Source organism: Rhodanobacter sp. Root627 (assembly GCF_001427835.1).
GTDB lineage: Bacteria > Pseudomonadota > Gammaproteobacteria > Xanthomonadales > Rhodanobacteraceae > Rhodanobacter > Rhodanobacter ginsenosidimutans.
Window position 1 is genome coordinate 173,023 of record NZ_LMGW01000004.1, and the last position, 19,537, is coordinate 192,559.

The 19,537-nt window shown below is 65.8% G+C and carries 9 protein-coding genes; 1 reads left to right on the forward strand and 8 read right to left on the reverse strand.

The features are described from left to right. Nucleotides 1-14: 14 nt before the first annotated feature. On the forward strand, nt 15-1,424 hold the full coding sequence (locus ASD68_RS15520) for a mannose-1-phosphate guanylyltransferase/mannose-6-phosphate isomerase (RefSeq protein WP_056608388.1): 1,410 nt from the start codon (nt 15-17) through the stop codon (nt 1,422-1,424). 79 nt (nt 1,425-1,503) lie between these two features. On the opposite strand, the gene ASD68_RS15525 is transcribed toward ASD68_RS15520, so the two are convergent. From ASD68_RS15525 to ASD68_RS15560, 8 genes are all read right to left on the reverse strand, one after another. Further along, a complete protein-coding gene (locus ASD68_RS15525; protein WP_082546102.1) occupies nt 1,504-3,915 on the reverse strand; it encodes a glycoside hydrolase family 95 protein in 2,412 nt (803 codons plus the stop codon). A 123-nt stretch (nt 3,916-4,038) separates the two neighbouring features. Beyond that, nucleotides 4,039-5,001: a 2-dehydro-3-deoxygalactonokinase gene (locus tag ASD68_RS15530; protein ID WP_056608391.1), complete on the reverse strand. Its 963-nt coding sequence runs from the start codon at nt 4,999-5,001 to the stop codon at nt 4,039-4,041. After that, the gene (locus ASD68_RS15535) at nt 4,998-7,901 is read right to left on the reverse strand and encodes a TIM-barrel domain-containing protein (protein WP_082546103.1); all 2,904 of its coding nucleotides are present in this window, start codon (nt 7,899-7,901) and stop codon (nt 4,998-5,000) included. The genes ASD68_RS15530 and ASD68_RS15535 overlap by 4 nt, the downstream gene beginning before the upstream one ends. A 210-nt stretch (nt 7,902-8,111) precedes the next feature. Then, the gene (locus ASD68_RS15540) at nt 8,112-9,749 is read right to left on the reverse strand and encodes a DUF5597 domain-containing protein (protein WP_056608396.1); all 1,638 of its coding nucleotides are present in this window, start codon (nt 9,747-9,749) and stop codon (nt 8,112-8,114) included. A gap of 4 nt (nt 9,750-9,753) precedes the next feature. After that, on the reverse strand, nt 9,754-11,706 hold the full coding sequence (locus tag ASD68_RS15545; RefSeq protein WP_056608399.1) for a sialate O-acetylesterase: 1,953 nt from the start codon (nt 11,704-11,706) through the stop codon (nt 9,754-9,756). Further along, nucleotides 11,703-13,946, reverse strand: coding sequence for an alpha-galactosidase (locus tag ASD68_RS15550; protein ID WP_235578765.1), 2,244 nt, complete (start codon nt 13,944-13,946; stop codon nt 11,703-11,705). Before ASD68_RS15550 ends, ASD68_RS15545 begins: the two co-directional genes overlap by 4 nt. Next, the gene (locus tag ASD68_RS15555) at nt 13,943-16,213 is read right to left on the reverse strand and encodes a cellulase (protein ID WP_235578766.1); all 2,271 of its coding nucleotides are present in this window, start codon (nt 16,211-16,213) and stop codon (nt 13,943-13,945) included. The genes ASD68_RS15550 and ASD68_RS15555 overlap by 4 nt, the downstream gene beginning before the upstream one ends. Before the next feature lie 73 nt (nt 16,214-16,286). Continuing rightward, complete coding sequence (locus ASD68_RS15560) at nt 16,287-19,154, reverse strand: TonB-dependent receptor (RefSeq protein WP_235578767.1); 2,868 nt, start codon at nt 19,152-19,154, stop codon at nt 16,287-16,289. Nucleotides 19,155-19,537 lie beyond the last annotated feature (383 nt).

Sequence of the window (19,537 nt, forward strand, 5' to 3'; positions counted from 1 at the left end):
GTTATGATCACCGAATGTTGATTCCCCTCATTCTCAGCGGCGGCAGCGGTACCCGGCTTTGGCCGGTGTCGCGCAAGAACCTGCCCAAGCAATTCCTGGCCCTGGCTGGCCAAGGCACGCTGTTTCAGCAGGCGATCGCGCGCACGCGGCAGTTGCCGCAGGTGGCGGCGCCGATCGTGGTGGCCAGCGACGACCACCGCTTCCTTGCCGCCGACCAGTTGCTGGAAGCCGGCATCGACGACGCCACCATCGTGCTGGAGCCACTGGCGCGCAACACCGCGCCGGCGATTGCGCTGGGCGCGCTGCAAGCGATCGATCGCGATGCCGACGCGGTGTTGCTGGTGCTGCCGGCCGACCATCTCATCGGCGACACCGTCGCGTTTGCCGCGGCGGTGGAAAAGGCGTTACCACTGGCCCGGCAGGGTTGGCTGGTGACGTTCGGCATCCGCCCCGACCGGCCGGAAACCGGCTTCGGCTACATCCGCCATGGCGAGGCGGTCGGCGACGGCTACCACGTGGACCAGTTCGTCGAGAAACCGGATCTCGCCACCGCGAAATCCTATGTTGACGACGGCGGCTACGACTGGAACTCGGGCATGTTCCTGTTCAAGGCGTCGCGCTACCTGGAAGAACTGGCGGCGCATGCGCCGGCGATGCTTGCCGCGGTGCGCGAGGCGCATGCGAAGGCCTCGGTCGATCTGGATTTCGTGCGTGTCGACCGTGATGCGTTTGCTCGCGTGCCGGACGATTCAATCGATTACGCGGTGATGGAAAAAACCCGCCGCGCGGCGGTGATCCCGGTCAGCTGCGCGTGGAGCGACATCGGTTCGTGGTCGGCGCTGTGGCAGACCTCGGTGCACGATGCGCAAGGCAATGCCCACGACGGCGACACGCTGGCGATCGATACCCGCAACTCGCTGTTGCGCTCGCATGACCGCCACCTGCTGGCCACCGTCGGTGTTGACGACCTGATCGTGGTGACCACGCCGGATGCCACCCTGGTGGCGCATCGCGATGCCGCGCAGGACGTGAAGAAGATCGTCGAGAAGTTGAAGGCCGCCGGTCGCAGCGAGCATTCGCTGCACCGCGTGGTGCATCGTCCGTGGGGCAAGTACGACTCGCTGGAGGAAGGCGAGCGTTTCCAGGTGAAACGCATCGTGGTCAAGCCCGGCGCCAGCCTCAGCCTGCAGAAACACCACCACCGCGCCGAACACTGGATCGTGGTTTCCGGCACGGCCGAGGTCACCTGCGACGACAAGGTGTTTCTGCTGGGCGAAAACCAGAGCACCTATATTCCGCTGGGCAGCAAGCATCGATTGCGCAATCCCGGCAAGCTGCCGCTGGAGTTGATCGAGGTGCAGTCGGGAAGTTATCTGGGCGAAGACGACATCGTGCGGTTTGACGATGTTTACGGGCGCGCCTGATTCCCGACATCCCATGTAGGAGCGGCTTCAGCCGCGACCCGGGTGTGCCTCGTAGCCCCGGTCGCGACTGAAGTCGCTCCTACAAGAAATCGGCAGGGTGCAACTTGTAGGTCTGACCCGCCTTCGTCGATAGCGACACCTGTCGCCCGCCATAACGGACCACGCAATCGCCGCCGCGCAGTGAGCGCACGCTGGCTTCGACCAGCTTGCCTTTCGCCCAGCGCATGTCGATCACGAAACCGCCGCGCGCGTGCAGGCCGCGCACGTCGCCTTGCGACCACGCATCGGGCAAGGCGGGCAATAGGTCGAGCTGGCCGGGTTCGCTTTGCATCAGCATTTCCACCATGCCCGAGGTGGCGCCAAAGTTGCCGTCGATCTGGAACGGCGGGCCGGCGTTGAACAGGTTCGGGTAGGTGCCGGCCCATTCGTGGCCCAGCCGCGTGTCGCGCGACGCCGGCTTGAACAACACGTCCAGCAGGTGCAGCGCGCGGTTGCCGTCACCCAGGTGCGCCCACAGGTTCACCTTGTAGGCTTCGGACCAACCGGTGGAGTCGTCGCCGCGCACGTCCAGCGAGCGCGCTGCCGCGGCAGCGAGTTTCGGCGTTTCGGCAAGGTCGATCTGGTTGCCGGGGAACAAGCCCCACAGGTGCGATACGTGGCGGTGGTGCACTTCCACCTCGCGATAGGGTTTCAGGTATTCCTGGATGCGGCCGTCGGGGCTGATCTGGATCGGTGCCAGTCGCGCCCGCTTGGCTTTCAGCTCGCGGCGGAAATCCGCGTCCACCTGCAGGTCCTGCGAGGCCCCGATCACCGCGCCGAACAGGAAGCGGATCAGCTCCTCGTCCATCGCCGGACCCATCACGATCGCGGCCTTGCGGCCGTCCTCCATGTAGACGGTGTTTTCCGGCGAGCTTGATGGTGCGGTCACCAGCCAGTGGTGGCTGGGTTCCTCGATCAGCACGTCGGCGTAGAAGCGGGCGGCGCCGCGCAGCACGGGGTAATAGCGGCGCAGGAAATCGCGGTCGCCGGTGTAGCGGTAGTGATCCCAGATATGGAAGCTCAACCAGGCGGGCGCGCCCTGCCACACGCCCCAGCTCGCCTCGGCGCCGGGCGCAGTGAAACCCCACAGGTTGGTCAGCGTATGCACCACCCAGCCGCGCGCGCCGTAGTAGCGTTGCGCGGTTTTGGCGCCCGGCTGTTGCAGCGAAGCAGTCAGCGCGAACAGCGGCTGCACCAGCTCGCCCAGGCCGGTGGGTTCGGCCGGCCAGTAGTTCATTTCGATGTTGACGTTGGTGTGGTAATCGCCATTCCACGGCGTGCTGGTGCCTTCGGCCCACAACCCCTGCAGATTGGATGGCAGGCCGCCGGGTCGCGAGGAGGAAATCAGCAGGTAGCGCGCGTACTGGAAATACAACGCGGCGAAGCCGGGGTCGCCACCGTCGCCGTAGGCATCGAGCCGTGCCCGCGTGGACATCGCTTCGCGCGCGCTGTCGATGCTGCCCAGTTGCAGCGAGAAGCGGTCGAACCATGAACGGAAATCGGCCACGTGCACCGCATGCAGTTGCGCCACCGAGCGGCTCGCCACCCGCTGCAGATCGGCGGCGCTGGCGGCGACAGGGTCGGCGCTGTGGCGTCCGGCGAAACCGTCGTAGTCGGTGGCTTCGCTGATCAGCACGGTGACGTCGGTGCCGTGTTCGACGCGTATGCCGTGCGCATCCGCGTGCACGCTGGCGCCGGGTGCGATCACCCGCACCCGCGCCGCGAAAGTCAGGCCCTTGCCGCTGCCACCGCTGTCCAGTTCGCCCTGCATCAGCAGGCCATTCGCACCGTCACCCTCAACCGTGGCGCGTTCGGCACGATCGAGCTTCGCCACGAAGTTCAAGCCACCGGTACGATCGGCGGTGAGGTGCAGCACCATCACCTGGTCGGGTGCGCTGACGAACATCTCGCGCCGGTAGCGCACGCCGTCTTGCGTGTAGCGCGCTTCGCTGGTGGCGCTGGGGATGTCCAGGCGGCGGCGGTAATCGCTGACCGGTGCCGCGTTCGCGGCGAAATCCAGTGTCAGCGTGCCCAAGCCCTGATAGGTGCCGTAGTGCGCGTTGGCGCCCTCGCCGCTCCAGGTGAAGTGCTGGTTGGTGAGTTGCTCGGCGTCGACATTCCGGCCCTCCAGCAGCAACTGGCGGATCTTCGGCAGGTAGTTCACCGCATCATCGCGATCGGCGCCGTCGTAGCGCGAGCCGGAAAACATGGTGATTTCGCTGAGCGAATAGCGCGCTTGCTGCACGCCGCCATAGACCATCACGCCCATGCGCCCGTTGCCCAGCGGCAGCGCTTCGTTGAAGGTGTTGGCCGGTGCGTCGTAATGCAGTTGCAGGTTCTGGGCGGCGAGCGACGCACCGGAAAACAAGCCCAGCACGGCAGCGACGACCGCCAGCATCAAGTAGACGCGCGCGTTGCCACGGCGGCGCGCGGGCGGGTTGGGTATGAGCATGTGATCACTCCAAACTTGCGAAGAAAGCCACGTGCTGGGGGTTTCTTCTATCGCGCGTGCGGTGCGCGCGCCCCCTTCCGCCCTCCGGGCACCTTCCCCCGCAAGCGGGGGAAGGAACGGCTTTCACGACTTGCCCGCCTGCCCGGATTCGGGGTACGGCGGCATTAGCCCCGCGGCCCTTGCGATCTGCCACAGACCCAGTGCGGCGGCACCGCGCGGCGGCAACGCCATGCCCAGTTCGAAGCAGGAGGCGGCCACCGCGTAGCGCCGGCACAGGGCGGGGTTGCCGATAAGTTGCAGCGGGGTGGAGGTGTTGACGCGGCCGGCGGCGATCGCGCTGCGCAACTCCTCGCCGATCAGCAGGCCGGAGAGGTAATCGGGTACGGCCGGCAATGCCAGCTCGCCGGTGAGCACCAGCACGCGGCTGGAAAACAGCCGGCTCAGCGCACCCGCCGCGCCGCTGTCGCGCGCGCTTTGCGCGCCACGCAGAAAGGCGTCCTGGTCGAACGGCGTGTCGTCCTCGCCGAGGCCCGCACCCAGAATGCTGTGATGACGCAGCGCCGTGTACAGCTCGCCGGTCATCGCCGTGGCGAAATCCACCACGCGCCCGTGCAGCACGTTGACCCATTTGCTGTGGGTGCCCGGCAGCAACAGCGCCGAGCGTCCCGCCAGCACCGGCTGCAGGGCAAGTGCGCCGAAGATCTCCGTCTCCTCGCCGCGCATCACGTCGGCGACGACCGTATTGCGCAGGCCCGGCACCAGATGCACGCGACGGCCGCTGACGCTGTCGACGGAACCCAGCGCCACCACCACCGCGTCGATGGTGGCGGGCAGCTCCACGTAGGGCACTTCACGCCAGCCACCACGGCTGCCGACCATGCCGGAGGCCAGCACCGGCAGGTCGGGCCAGTCGGCCACGATGCCGTCCAGTGCCGCATCGAAACCGCCGACAGGCAGGTGCTGGATGCCCCACGGACGCTCGCGGGATTCCAGCACGCGGCCACCCTCGCCCATCAGGTAGGCGCGCAGGCCGGTGGTGCCCCAGTCGAGGCCGATCAAGCGCGGCCGTGGCGTACTTTCGTTCATTGTTTCGACGCGTCCTTGTGTACGGTGATGGCGGTGCCGTCGTAGTTCACGCTCTGCGCCGCCTTCGCCTCGAAATCGGTGGCGGTGGGCGTGGGGCCGGAGATCCAGCGGATGTTGAACGTGCGCTGCGCGGGCATGCCCGGATAGCTGCCTTCGCGCTTGCCGATGGTCAGCGTAGCACTGGCCTCGTCATAGCTGAACGGCACGCGGGCGAACGCGCCGTGCTCGTAGTCGTAAGTGGTGCCCTGGTCCTTGTACATCGAGAATGTGCCGTTGGCGCCGGTGTAGACGAACAGCGTGATCGGCGCGTCGGGTTTCTCGTTGGTGTACTGGATGGCCGGGCCCACCGGCACGATGGCGCCGGCGCGCACGAACAGCGGCATCCGATCCAGCGGCGCCTCCGCCTTGATCGTCTGGCCACCCTTGTACTGTTTACCCGTGTAGAAGTCGTACCAGTTGCTGCCCTGGGGCAGGTAGACGTCGCGGCTACGCGCCTGGTATTCGGTAACGGGCGCCACCAGGAACGACGGACCGAACAGGTACTCGTCGTTGATCTCGCGCACCTTGGCATCATTCGGGAAATCCATCACCAGGCCACGCATGATGGTGCCGTCCTTGAAATACGTATCGGCCGCCAGCGTGTAGATGTACGGCATCAGGCGATAGCGCAGCTTGTCGTACCAGGCCAGCGTGTTGTAGACGTCCGAACCGACCGGGGCGATGTTGTAGATCTCACGCAGCGGCGCCTGGCCGTGCGAGCGGAACAGCGGGCTGAATGCGCCGAACTGGAACCAGCGCACGTTGAGTTCGCGCCATTCCTTCAGATCCTTCGCGTTCGGCTTTTCGTAGCGCGGCTCCAGCGCGAAGCCGCCAATGTCGGTGGTCCAGTTGGGGATGCCCGACAGCGAGAAGTTGACGCCCGCGGAAATCTGGTCGAGCAGGTTGCTCCAGCGCGACACCACGTCGCCGCTCCAACTGGCCGCGCCGTTGCGCTGCTGACCGGCAAACGCCGAGCGGGTGAGGATGAACACACGCTGGTCCGGGTACGACTTGCGGCTGCCCTGGTACACCGCGGTGGTGGTCATCAGCGGATACGAGTTGAAGAACGCGGCACCCGGCCCTTGCGCGGTCGGGCCCATGCGCAGCTTGCGCTCGTCGATGCTGATGTTGGACTGGATGTCCGGCTCGGTGGCGTCCATCCACCACGCGTCCATGCCCAGCTTGCCCAGGTTGTCGTTGATCTGGCGCCAGTAGATCGCGCGTGCCTCCTCGCTGTACGGGTCGTAGAACGAGTTGAGGTAGCCCTTGCCGACCCAGTCCTTCTGGCCCAGCTCGACATTGCGCTTGTACATGTAGCCCTTGGCGTCGAGCTCCTTGTAGTTGGCGGTGGTGGGGTAGAACTTCGGCCACACCGAGATCATGAAGTGCGCATGCAGGTCGTGCAGCGTGTCGACCAGTTTCTGCGGGTCGGGATAGCGCGCGGGGTCGAACTGCTGCGAGCCCCAGGCGTCCTCTTTCCAGTAGAACCAGTCCTGCACGATGTTGTCGAGCGGCAGGCCCAGCTTGCGGTATTCCTTCACCGTGCTGATCAGATCGTCGCTGGAGGCGTAGTGCTCGCGGCTCTGCCAGAAGCCGTACGCCCAGCGCGGCAGCATCACCGCCTTGCCGGTGACGTCGCGGTAGCCGGCGATCACGTCGTCGAGGTTGTCGCCGCCGATGAAGTAGTAATTGATCGCGTGGCCCAGCTCGGAGAACAGCGACAGCTCGCTCTGCTCGGCGGCGGGCAGCGGGTCCAGGTGATCGAGCGCGATGTAGCCCGATTGCGGCGTCCAGTCGAGGCGGATGGCGTGTTTCTCGCCGGGTTTCATTGCCACGGTGAAGTCGCGGTACCAGGGGTTCCAGTTCTGGCGCCAGTCATCCAGCACCAGCTTGTCGTCGATGTACAGCTTGAAATAGCCGCTGGCGTACAGCCGGAACTTGTGCAGGCCAGCCACGTCGGAGCCCAGCGAACCTTTCCATTCCACCGTCTGACCCGGTCCGCCGGGGAGGGGGTTGCCCTGGAAATCGACACCCTGCAGCGATTTGGGCCAGTGCTTCAGGTCCTTGTTGTACTCGTAGTTGATCTGCGACTCGACCCGGCTGAGTTTGAGCTTGCCGTCTACGTAGTAGTCGGCGGTGAGGCCGCCGGGCTTGCCGTCCGCGTCGAACACCTTCAGCTGCTTGTCGATCATCTGGTACGGGCGCGGGTCGCCGAAACGGGTGATCGAGTTGTTGTCCCACAGCACGCCGTAGTTGCGGCTGGAGACCACGAACGGAATGGCGATGTCGATGTTGTGCTGGGCCAGCTCCACGTCCTTGCCCTTGTAGTTCATCGTGCCTTTCTGGTGCTGGCCCAGGCCGTAGAACGCTTCGTCGTCGGGCGAGGCGAATTCCTGGCGCACGGCGTAGAACGGCTTGCCGTCCACCTTCACCGGCGTGAAGCTGCGCCCGTCCGGCTGCTCGGCCAGGATCACCTTGCCGCTGGCGTCGAGGAAGCGCACCGCACCGGTTTTTGTCGCCACTTCGGCGGTGACCTTGGGCGTTTTCAGCAGCACGTGGCCGGCGTCGGTGGCGACGGTGAACTGCTTGTCGCCACCGGTCTTCAGCGCCATCAGGCTCTTGGGCAGGTCGAAGCCGCCGGTGGGTACGGCGGTGACGTGGATGATCGAATCGTCCACCACCTGCAGGCGCACTTTCTCGTCGGCGCCCACGTCCACGATGACGCCGTCGGCAATCTGCTGGAACGCGGCCTTGGTCGATGCGGCGCTGTTGTCAGCGGATGGCGCGGCGTTGCTGCCGCAGCCGGACAGGAGTCCGATCAGCAGGCATCCGACCAGCGGGTTCAGGGGAATGCGGTACATGTCAGTCTCCAATCGGTGAATCGGTTGAGAGTGGTGGGTGGCTTCAATCCGTTCGCCCTGAGCGTAGGCCGAAGGCCGGAGTCGAAGGGCACGCCGGCGATGGATTGCTCGCGCTTGGCGGCGCTTCGACTCCGCCCGCTGCGCGGGCTACGCTCAGCGCGAACGGTGGAGGGCTGGGCAGCATGTCAGGAAGCGACATCGGATCAGGGCTCAATACGTCGCCAGCTTCACCCGCAGCACCTGCGGTTGGCTGGTGAGGTTGAGGCCGTAGTCGGTCTGGTCGCCGTTCCATTCGCGGATGAAATGCCACTGGCCGTTCTCGTCGTAGCGGCCTTCCTGCACTTTTTCCAGCAGGAAATGCTGGCCGTCGTGGCCCTTGGCCGGCATGAAGTTCACCCGCGCGTGATAGCCGGCCACCAGGTATTCGTTGTCGGCCAGTTGCACGATCACCACGCCGCCCAGCTTCCGCTCGTTGCCCTTGGGCGGGTCCATGCCGAACTGCGGCCGGCCGTAGCTCACCTGCACGCGCCAGTCGCCCAGGTCCAGGGTTTCCTCGTGGGTGTCATCCGGCTCGGACGCGCCCCACACCTTTCCTTCGAAACTCTGCTTCGCGATCAGCCCGGCCAGCGGCGCCAGCAGCTCGTAGTTGGCGGCGAACGGCTGGATGGTTTCCGGCGTGATCGCCTTGGCGCCCAGCGGCCAGTTGGAGTACTTGGTGTAATCCATGCCGAACGGCGAGAAGCCGATGCCCTGGTGGCCCAGCGTGGCGAACACGTAGCGCGCATAGGCCGTGTCGTTGCCGGTCTCGGCCACGAACAGCGCGTTGTCGGGGCGACTGTAGCGATCGAGCACGGTGGTGTATTTCTTGTACTCGCGCATGTAGATGTCGGGCGACACGAAAGCCAGCGAGGGCGCCGCGGCGCGCCAGATATCGATCACGTTGTCGGTGGGGCCACCGCTGGAATAGCCGCCGGGCGGACCGGGGTTGAACGGATCACGCAGCGCCGCGTTGGCGTACATCGGCAGGTTGTAGACGGCCTTGCCCGCGGCCGCCACTTGCTCGATGTAGTGCGCGATGGCCCAGGCGTAGGAGTATTCCGCCGCATCCTTGCCGAACACCTGGCTCCAGCTGCCGGCCGATTTGCCGGTCTTCTTCAGCACCGCGGCGGGCACCGGTGACTGCAGCAGCTTGTCGCCCGCGGCCGAGTAATCGCGATCACTGCCGTAGGTGCCCGACTCGTTTTCCACCTGCACCATGATCACCGTGTGGCGGTCGCCATCGATCTGGCGCAGGTGCTTCATCAGCGCCACGAAGGCGTTGCGGTCGGCTTCCAGCGTGGCGGTGCCCAGCGGCGACAGCGAGCCCAGCGTGGAGCCGTCCTTCTTCACCACGCGCGGGTAGCGCTTGTTGTCCAGCTTCACCCACGAGGGCGCGTAGTTCGGGCCGTTGTTTTTCCAGGTGGCGAACCACAGCAGCACCAGCCGCACATCGTGCTCGCGCGCTTGCGTCACCAGCGTGTCGAGGAAGCTGAAATCGAACTGGCCCCGGATCGGTTCCACCTGGCCCCAGCCGATCGGCACCTGCACGGTATTGGCGTGCAGCGCCTCGATCGCCGGCCACACCGCCGGCAGCATCTGCGGCCAGCCGCTGGAGTTGTTCACCTGCGCGCCGAGGATCAGGTACGGCTTGCCATCCACCTGCAGCTGGTGGCGGCCGTCGGCGGTGACCACGCGCGGCAACGGCGTGGACACCGCCTGCACCGGGCTGGCGAGGCCCAGCGTGGCCACGCCCATGCAGAGCAGCGGCAGCAGCAGGTGACGAAGGGATCGGCGTGCGGAAATGATCATGGTTTCACCAGGGTCGGGTTTCAAAGGGCGAGGCCGGCAGGCCGTCGCGATTGATCAGGGTGGCGTGCACCGGGTTGTCGCTCCAGCCGTAGCGCACCGCGATCGGCACGCTGACGTCGGCGCTGGATACCACCACGGTGTCGCCTTCGATGCGTGCCTCGGCGGGGTGGAACTGGCGATCGGCACCGGCCACCTGAAAGCCGCCCAGCTTGCCGCCGCGCGCGGCCAGCGTGCTGCCTTGCGTGTCGAACGAGAGGATGGCGCGCGGGCCGTCGATGCGGATCGCGGTGTAGCGCGGCCCGGCATACACCAGCGTGTCGCCGTACACCACGTGCCGCGCCGCCAGCGCCAGCCGATGGCCGACGTCCTGCTTGTCGACCGGGTGGATATCGTCGGGATTGCCGATGTCGATGGTCACCGCCTGCCCCGTGGCCGGCAGGCTCAACGCGGCCGATTGCGAGGCACGCAGTTGTGCCCACGGACTCGATTGCGCGGTGTCCTGGCCGGAAATCCAGTTGGCCAGTTGCACCCACAGGAACGGCAGCCGCGGTTGCTGCCAGTCCGCGCGCCACGCCTTGATCATGGTGGCGAACTGGTCGCGATAACGGCTCGCATCGCCGGGGCCGGCGTTCGCCTCGCCCTGGTACCACAGCACGCCGCGCAGCGGGTAGCGGATCAGCGGGTGGATCATCTTGTTGTAGAGCAGCGTGGCCAGCTGGTTCTTGTCGTCCAGCGTGGTGATGGTCACCGTCGCCGGTACCGGGCGGAACTGCCAGTCGCCGGCCAGCGGGTGGCGCTTGCCGCCTTGCGCCTGCACGTAGAGCATGTCGGCGTCGCCATAGATGCCGCCGTAACCGCCTTCATCGGTGACCTGCAACGCGATGGTGTTGCGCCCCGCGTGCAGCAGCGCCGGTGCCACGTGATAAACGCGGGCGACGTTCCATTCGTCGCTTTCCGCGGTAACGCGCTTGCCGTTGACCCATGCCTGCGCGGTGTCGTCGAACTTGCCCAGGCCCAGCTGCACGCCATGCGCGGCTTCAGCCGCATCGAGGGTGAAGCTGGTGCGATACCAGGCCACGCCGTCCATGCCGAAATAACCGGCCTTTTCCCAGTACGCGGGCACCGCCATGGATGCCCAATCGCCGGTATCCAGCGTCGCCGCAGCCCATGATGGTTCGCCGCTGGCGTCCATCACCGGACCCTTCGCTCCGGCCCCGGCCTCGAGCCGCTTCCACGTGGCCTGCGTCTTGCGTCGATCCTCCGCCGCCAGGCCGGCGGCCTGCGCGCTCACCACCGACGGCGACACGCCAGTGCTGGCCGCATCCATCCACGCCTCGATGCGGCTGCCGCCCCAGCTGCTGTGGATCATGCCGATGGGCACGCCGGTGCGCTTGCGGATCTCGCGCGCGAAGAACCAGCACACGGCGGAAAAGTCGCCCGCCGTCTGCGGCGTGGCGTGCTGCCAGCTGCCACCGGCGAGATGCCCGGACGGCTCGCCCGACCATGACTTGGGCACGGTGAAACCGCGGATGCCGGCATCGTTGGCGCGGGCGATCTCCGCCTTGGCGTTCTGCGCCTGCGACAGCTTGAACTCCATGTTCGACTGGCCCGAACAGAGCCACACGTCGCCCACCATCACGTCGCGTGCCATTTTCTTCTGCGCGCCGTCGGCGATCGTCAAGGTATACGGGCCACCCGCGCCATGGGCTGGCAAGGTGACCTTCCATTCGCCCTTCGCGCTGGCGGTGGCTTGCGTCGATTTTCCGTCGAAGGCCACCTGCACCACGCTGCCCGGCGCGGCCCAGCCCCACACGTTCAGCGGCTGGTCGCGCTGCAGTACCGCGCCGTCGGTAAACAGCAACGGGACATCCAGCGAGGCCGCGGGCGCCGTCGCGGCGCAGGCCAGCGGGCTGCACAACAACGCAAGCCACGCGATGTGATTCAGACGGCTATTCATCGTTTACCCCCGACCCTATCGAACACGATGGCGGCGGCCTGGTAATCACCCTTCAGGGCCAGGTCGATGCCGTGATTCATCCAGTAGGCGCCGCTGGCTTCGGCCAGCGTGCCCGCCACCGGCGCGCCATGCAGCGAACGCCAACGATAGCGCGCATCGGGGTCGAGCCCCTGCAGGCGCACGCGCGGATACGGGTACTTCATCTGGCTGGCATGCAGGAAGGCGAACAGCACGGCTTGCTTGCCGTCCTGTGAAACCGATTCAGTAGCTGCATGCGGGCTGTCGTCACGCGGCGACAGCAACCGGTACAGCTTGCCCTGCTGCACGCTGGCACGGATCGCCTTGTACTCTGCCACATATTTTTTCGCGACAGCAAAGTCCTGCGCGTTCCAGTGCAGCAGATTGGCGCCGATGCCCAGCGAACCCTGCATCGAGGACAGGAAGCGGTAATCCAGCGAGGTGCTGCGGTCGTTCACCCAGTTCGGCGAATCCGTGACCCAGGCCATCATCACGGCCGGCGCGTAGGCATAGCTGAAACCGTCCTGGATCGACAGGCGATCGAACGGGTCAGTGTTGTCGGACGTCCATACCTCGTCGGTGTGGCCCAGGATGCCCAGGTCGACGCGACCACCGCCGCCCGAGCACGACTCGATCTCCACATTCGGATGGCGCTTGCGCAGCTCGGCCAGGATGCCGTACAGGTTGCGCACGTAGTCGACGTAGACCTTCTGCTGCTGGTCGGGCGCCACCTGCGGCCAGCCCGGCTCGGACCAGTTGCGGTTGTAATCCCACTTCAGGAACGCGATGTCGTTGTGGCTGAGCAGGTCGTCCAGCACCTTGAACACGTGGTCGCGCACGTCCTGCCGCGCCAGGTTCAGCACCAGCTGGTTGCGCCCCTCGCTGCGCGGGCGGTCGGTGAAATTCAGCACCCAATCGGGATGCGCGCGGTACAGGTCGCTGTCCGGGTTGACCATCTCGGGCTCGACCCACAGGCCGAAATCCATCTTCAGCGCATGCACCTTGTCGATCAGCGGCTTCAGTCCGTGCGGGAATTTCTTCGGGTTGACCACCCAGTCGCCCAGCCCGGCATGGTCGTCGTTGCGGGCGCCGAACCAGCCGTCGTCCATCACGAAACGCTCCACCCCGATGCTGGCGGCCAGCTCGGCCAGATGTTCCTGGCCGGCCTGGTCGACGGCGAAGTTGGTGGCTTCCCACGAGTTGTAAAGCACCGGGCGCAGCCGCGGTTTCGGGTGCTGGGGCACGATCTGCGCCAGCTCGAACCGGTGCAGCAGGCGCGATGCCTCGCCGATGCCGCCGCTGGTGTAGCCGGCGTAGAAAACCGGTGTGCTCAGGGATTCGCCCGGCGCCAGCGGCCAGGCGAAATCGAACGGGTTGAAGCCGCCGGTGACCCGCACCTGATGCAGCACGCCCTGCTCCACGGTGATGCGCCAGGAGCCGCTCCAGGCCAGCGCACCGAACCACACGTCACCGTGATCCTCGGCCCAGTCGCCGCCGCGCTCGATCGCGAACCACGGGTTGTTCTCGTGGCCGGTGGAACCGCGCCGGCTCTCCAGCACGGTGTTGCCGGGCGTGATCGCGCGGGTCTGCAACTGCCATTCGCCGGCCCAGCGGCCGGTGAGGTAGCGCAGCGAATAATTCTCGCCAGCAGGCAGGTTCCAACTGGCCGCGGCCACGCTGTCAATCGTCACCACCTGCTTGGTGTGGTTCTCGATCAGCGCCGAGCGGCCGATGATGCCGGTGGCCGGGTCGACCACATAATGCAGCGTCACGTCCAGCGGCTGGCGGATGTCGCGCAGGCGCACGTCCAGCGTATCGCCCTCGATCCGGTGCGACACGTAGTGCAGCACCAGGTCGCGATTGCCATCGGCGTAGCGCAGCTTCAGGTCCGGCTCCACGTACATGGAGCCGCCCCAGCCGGCGTATTCCTGCAGGCTGGTGCTGGTCGGCGGATCGAACGAGACATTGCCCTCGTTGGTATGCGCCGCGGGCAATGCGTCACCCGTCGCCAGCCGCGCGCCCCAGTACAGCGTCTGCAACTGATCGTTCTCGTTGACGCCGAACGCGTAGGTCACCGCATCGGTATCGATACGGAATACCTGCGTGGTGGCGTCGTAGCGGATGGTCTGCGCCTGCGCCACGGCAGCCACGCCCATCAGCACGCATGCCAGCAGCAGCCGTCGCGTCGCGCACCACGATCGAGAAAAGGCGGCTGGATTCATGGTTGTTTCCCCTTCGGATCACCGCGGAAGATGCCGCGGCCACCGGTAGCAAAATACACGCGACCGAACACGCGCGGGTCGCCGGTGACGTAACCCACCTCGCCGTACTGGTGCGTGTCGTCATTGATGCGCTGCCACTGCGCGCCGCCGTCGATCGAGCGGTACAGGCCACGCTGACCCGCGATGGCACCGGCCAGGAACAGGGTCGCTTCGTCGTGACCCGGCGCGGGCTTGCCAAAGCCCAGCGATACGGCGCTGTCGATGCCGTGGCTCTGTCGCAGCAAATGCCCGTCGTCACGGCCATGGATCACGCCACCGCGCGCGCTGACCGCCACCAGCTCGCCGGCCTGCCCCGGCACCGCGTAGACCACGGCGTTGGTGGGCCGGCGCGGCGCCTGGTACTGCTGCTTCACCGCATCGCCGAACGCACCATCGATCGCGCTGAAATGCAGCCCGCCATCGTGGCTGGCGAACAGCGCGCCGGTGGCGATGTCCTGCGCATAGAAACGCTGCGCATCGACGCGATCGGCCAGCACCCGTGCCGCTTTCGGCAAACCCGCTGCCGCCTGCCAATGCTTGCCCCAGTCGCGGGTCACATACGCGTTGCCCGCGTCCAGCGGAAACCACAACGCGCTGCGGCCATCGGCGGCCACGGCTACCGTGCCTTCGCCCTTGCCGCCCGGCTCGCTGGCAAACGCGTGCCAGCTCTTGGCGCCATCCAGCGAATACGCGGCGCGCACCGCGTCGACCGGCCCGCGGATGCGACCCGTGCGCACCACCACCCCCGGTGCGTTGCCGGCCACGTCGATGCTGTAGCCGTTGGCGTAGCGCGGCGGCGAGGCGAACTGCAGCGGCGCCACGTCGAGGTCGTCATGGCGGAAACCATCAAGGTCGCCCACCGCGCTCAGCAGGTGCGCGCCCTCGGCCGGGCTGGCCAACCCCAGCGGCACGGTTTCCTCCAGGTTGGTGTCCTGGAACCACCAGTCCACCGTGCCGCCGTGGTCGAACGTGCGCATGTTGCGCGAGGCCCAGACGCCGTAGCCGGTGACGAACATCACGTGGTCGGGATCGAACGGATCGATCACCAGGCTGCTCATCCAGTGCGGATGATGGTCGGCGGTCCAGCGTGCATTCGAATGATCGAAGGTCGAGCGTGGAAACACCGGCTGCCAGTGCTGGCCGCCGTCGGTGCTGCGGTAGATCTCGTCGTACGGGGTGTAGTGGCAGAACGTGCTGGCCATCAGGATGCGCGGATCGTGTGCGTCCACGGTGATGTCGCCCCAGCCGAAACCGCTGGGTTTGCCGTTGCGCGGGATCGGCGTGATGTCGACCCAGCGGCCATCGGCGGGGGTGAATTTCCACACCGCACCATCGTTCATGTCGTCCGGGCCGGGCTCGTCGCCGTAGGTCAGGTAGTAACTGCCGTCGGGGCTGCGGCGCATGTGCGTGGGTCGCAAGCCGATCGGCTGGCCCGGCACCGCCTGCCAGCTTTTGCCGCCATCGGTGGAGCGGAACAGGCTGGTTTCGCGGGTGGAAACGCCCGCATACAGCACCGGCGTGGGCTGGCCGGTTTTGCCGCTGGCCGGCTCGAACACCACGAACACGATGCCGATCGGCTGACGTCGCCACTGGTTTTTTGCAGTGGCGGCGAACGAGGTTGCCACCGCGGGAAACGCGTCGACACGCGCCCAGTGCGCCGCGTGATCGTCGCTGCGCCACAGGCCCGCATCGCGCGAGCCGAAGAAAAGGATGCGGCCATCGTGCGGGTCAACGGCGAGTCGCTCGCCATTGCCGCGGGCCAGTTCATTGCCGCCCAATTTGAACGGCAGATCGACGCGCTCAAACGTCGCGCCGCGATCGTGCGAACGCAGAATCGCGCCGTTACCGGCAGCCTCGGTCGTATACGTGCCGGCGGCCAGATAGATCCAGCCGGTGTCGTGCGGGTCCACCGCCATGCTTTCGATGCCGGTGAGGTTGGCGTCCTCGGCGCCCAACCAGTCGGTCAGCGGTATCCATTTTTTCGCTGCATCGTCCCAGCGATACGCGCCACCAACGTCGGTGCGTGCGTAGTACAAGCCTTTTTCGGCGGGATGAAAAACCAGGCCACTGACATAACCGCCACCACCGATACGCACGCTTTGCCAGTCGTAGTGCACGTCCTGCGCGACGGCGGCGAGCGGCAACAACAGACCGCAAGCCAGCAGGCAGGCAACACGCCGAAGGCGCGACAGCAGGGTGGAAGGACGATCGGGTCGGTACTGGCTCATCATCGCGTCCTGTAGAAAAAGGTGCCGACAACCCGGGAAGGGGTACGGATTGCCGACACCGTGGAGCAACGGATCAGAAACTGAACTGCGCCTTCAAGCTGAACATGCGGTCGTTGATCTGCACATCACGCGGTCGCGTATCCATGCCGAAAATCGAGGCGCGTTTGGTGTTGGTCAGATTGACTGCCGCGGCAGTCAGCGAGAACAGGTCGGAGAAGTGGTACGTCACCGAGGCGTCGACCTGGCCATAGGCCTTGTCGTAGACCGGCAAGCTTTGCGTGCCGTTGCCGGTGGTGGTCACCAACCACTGGCTGCGCCAGTTGTAGGCAATGCGGGCGGAGACCGGACCCTTCTCGTACATCGCGATCAGGTTGTAGCTGTTCTTTGACAAGCCCTCGAGTGGCACCTGCAGCGGATTGCCATCGGTGTCTTTCGCGCTGGGGCTCGGCGCCTTGCTGTACACGTAGGTGTAGTTGGCTTGCACGCCCAGGCCATCGAACGGCTCGGGCAGGAAATCGAAGAAGGTCTGGTAACCCACTTCGGCGCCCTTGATCACGCCGTTCTCGCCGTTGACCAGGCGGGTGACATCGTAATCGTGGGTTTCATCCGGCTGGCCCACATCCCGCGGGTCCACATGTGGCTCGATGACCGAGGTGCTCTGCACGAAGCCGTCGACCGCCTTGTAGAACAACGCGCCATAGAGCATCTGGTTGGGCGAGATATACCATTCCAGCGAGGTGTCGTATTGCTTCGCCGTCATCGGCTTGAGGTAAGGATTGCCGCCCGCGCTGCCGGTATAAGCATTCACGCCGGTATCCGCATTCGGGGTGCTCAGGGTCAGCATCGGATTGAGCTGGTCGAAGCTCGGCCGCGACAAGCCCTTCGACGCGGCGAAGCGCCACTGCAAGGTGTCGGTGAGGTGGGCCGTGACGTTGAGGCTGGGCAGGTAGGAGTTGTACGAGTTGTCGACGCTGAGCGGCAGCACCGCGCCTGTCGAGTCGGTCATCACGCCGTGCGTGCTGACATTCGTGCGCACCGCGCGCACGCCGACATTGCCGTCGACGGGGATGGAGCCAAGCTGCGTACCGAAGTTGATCAGGGCGTAGGCGGCGTAGGTCTTCTCGCCCTGCTTGTTGGTGCCGGTGGCCGGATAGGTCAGCGGGTCGGGCTGGCCGAACATGGTGCGCGAGGCATCGTAGTCGTACAGCAGCGACGGGTTCGGCGCCAGGAACGAGCCGATCACGTCGGCGTCGCCATGGAAGAAATCGGCGAACGAACGCTGCACCCAGGTGGAGTTGTCGAAGTTGGACAGCGGCTGGCCGATCCATACGAAACGGTAGCCGGAGTCCTCGGTTTCCGCCTTGCGATCGGTGGTGCGCACGCCGAACTTGATCGACTGCAGGAAATCGCCGCCGAACGAATACTCGCCATCGGCACGCCAGGCGAATTCGCGCCCGCGGCTCCTGGCCCGGTTATCGAGCAGGAAGTTGAAGGCCGAGTTGGCCGGATCGGTCACGTAGGCGTTGTCCACGTTCAGCACCGGCGTGTGGCCGCCGATGTCCTGATAGAAATACGGCGTGGTGGTGTGGGTGTTGAGGATGTAGCGGAACGTGTCGGTCTTGGCCTTGATGTACTGGAAATCGGTCTTCAAGGTGAGGTTGTTGGTGGCGTTCCACGAACCGCCCCACGAGAAGTCGGTGGTGACCGAGTGGCGCGTGGTGAGGCTGCTGTTGGAGTCGACGCTGACGCCGGCCGTTGGCGCCACGGATGGATCAGGGGCGCCATCGGCATTCACACCACCGGTACCGTTGAACGTACCGCTGATGAAGTCGCCACTCGGACCGAACTCGAACGGCTTCGTCGGATCGGGAATCATCCCGCTGGTGCCGGTATAGGCGAAGTACGAGTAATCGTTCCACTGGAACTTGTAATCCGAACGCAGCGCCTGCGCGTACAACTCGACGTCGGCATTCGGACGCCATTGCAGCGCGACGGACGTACCCAGTCGACGGCGCTGTCCCAGCGTCTCGCCGACGCCGCCGCCATGCGGCACCTGCAGCGTGCGGCCTTCGAAGCCGGGGTAATCCGCTTCCGGATAAACCTCGCCCGTCGCCGGATCGGTGGCGCCGGCATGGATGGTGTAGAACGGCTCGGTGCTGATCACGTCCTGGCGGAACGAATGCTTCTGGTAGGCCACGTCCACCAGCAGGCCGAACTCGCCGGCGTCGGTATCCCAGCGGTTGCTGTACAGCGCGGAGGCCGAGGGGTGGCCATCCTTGATCAGGTCGCCGTAGTCGTATTCACCGGTGACCGCGATCTTCTGGCCCTCGAAATCGAACGGCTTGTGCGTGCGCAGGTTCACCGTGCCACCGAGGCCGCCCTCGATGATTTCCGCGGACGGGTTTTTGTACACATCGATGCCGGCCAGCAGTTCGGACGGCACGTCCTCGAAGCTCAACGCGCGCCCACCATTGGCGGTGAAGGCGTCACGGCCGTTGATCTCGGTGCGCACCTGGGTCAGGCCGCGGATGGCGATGGTGCTGCCCTCGCCGTAGTTGCGATCGATCTGGATGCCGGTGATGCGCTGCAGTGCCTCGGCCACGTTGCTGTCGGGCAGTTTGCCGATGTCCTCGGCCACGATCGAATCGACGATCTGATCCGCGTTCTGCTTGATCGAGATCGCCGACGCCATGCTGGCGCGCACACCGGTGACGGTGACTGCACTGAGACTGGTGGTTTCCTGTTTGGCCGCGTGCTTCTGCGTCTGCTGCGGTGCGGCCTGGTCGGTGGTCGCGCCGGTGGTCGTGTCGGCCTGTTGCGCCCACACCGCCGCCGGCATGGAGAACATCGCCACGCTCATCGCGATGGCCATCGAAAGGCCGCTGCGGCGCAATGGCACCGCGTCGAACCGCCTGGATTTGTCGCTGTCTTGCCTGTTCATCTGATATTTCTTCCCGAAGAATTTGGATTGCTGCGGCAGTGATCTGCGCATGCATGTCGCCGATGGCGATGGCACCAACCTGGCGTACATCTCCGGGTTGCGTCAGCGCCCTGCCCGTCCCCTGGTGCTCACTGAAGAACATTCGGTGCACTGGCAGCGCACGCATGCTGGAGGGAGCGCAACACGGGTGCAATTACGAAATCAGCGATTCGAGTGACGTTTCTTCATTTGCATCCGCCGCAAAACACAAGGTGAATCCACCGCATTGGCCCGCACGAAATCCCCGCGAAACACGGCGATCCGAATGCTTTGCGAGCCGGGGGTGATCGACCGACCGTCGTATGCGTTGCGCCGCACGAGGGCGAAGACGGCGACACAACGTC

Excerpts from the sequence above, each read along its gene's own strand:
- ASD68_RS15520 (WP_056608388.1), top strand. The coding sequence starts at position 15 with ATGTTGATTCCCCTCATTCTCAGCGGCGGCAGCGGTACCCGGCTTTGG.
- ASD68_RS15525 (WP_082546102.1), bottom strand. The coding sequence starts at position 3,915 with ATGCTCATACCCAACCCGCCCGCGCGCCGCCGTGGCAACGCGCGCGTC.
- ASD68_RS15530 (WP_056608391.1), bottom strand. The coding sequence starts at position 5,001 with ATGAACGAAAGTACGCCACGGCCGCGCTTGATCGGCCTCGACTGGGGC.
- ASD68_RS15535 (WP_082546103.1), bottom strand. The coding sequence starts at position 7,901 with ATGTACCGCATTCCCCTGAACCCGCTGGTCGGATGCCTGCTGATCGGA.
- ASD68_RS15540 (WP_056608396.1), bottom strand. The coding sequence starts at position 9,749 with ATGATCATTTCCGCACGCCGATCCCTTCGTCACCTGCTGCTGCCGCTG.
- ASD68_RS15545 (WP_056608399.1), bottom strand. The coding sequence starts at position 11,706 with ATGAATAGCCGTCTGAATCACATCGCGTGGCTTGCGTTGTTGTGCAGC.
- ASD68_RS15550 (WP_235578765.1), bottom strand. The coding sequence starts at position 13,946 with ATGAATCCAGCCGCCTTTTCTCGATCGTGGTGCGCGACGCGACGGCTG.
- ASD68_RS15555 (WP_235578766.1), bottom strand. The coding sequence starts at position 16,213 with ATGAGCCAGTACCGACCCGATCGTCCTTCCACCCTGCTGTCGCGCCTT.
- ASD68_RS15560 (WP_235578767.1), bottom strand. The coding sequence starts at position 19,154 with ATGAACAGGCAAGACAGCGACAAATCCAGGCGGTTCGACGCGGTGCCA.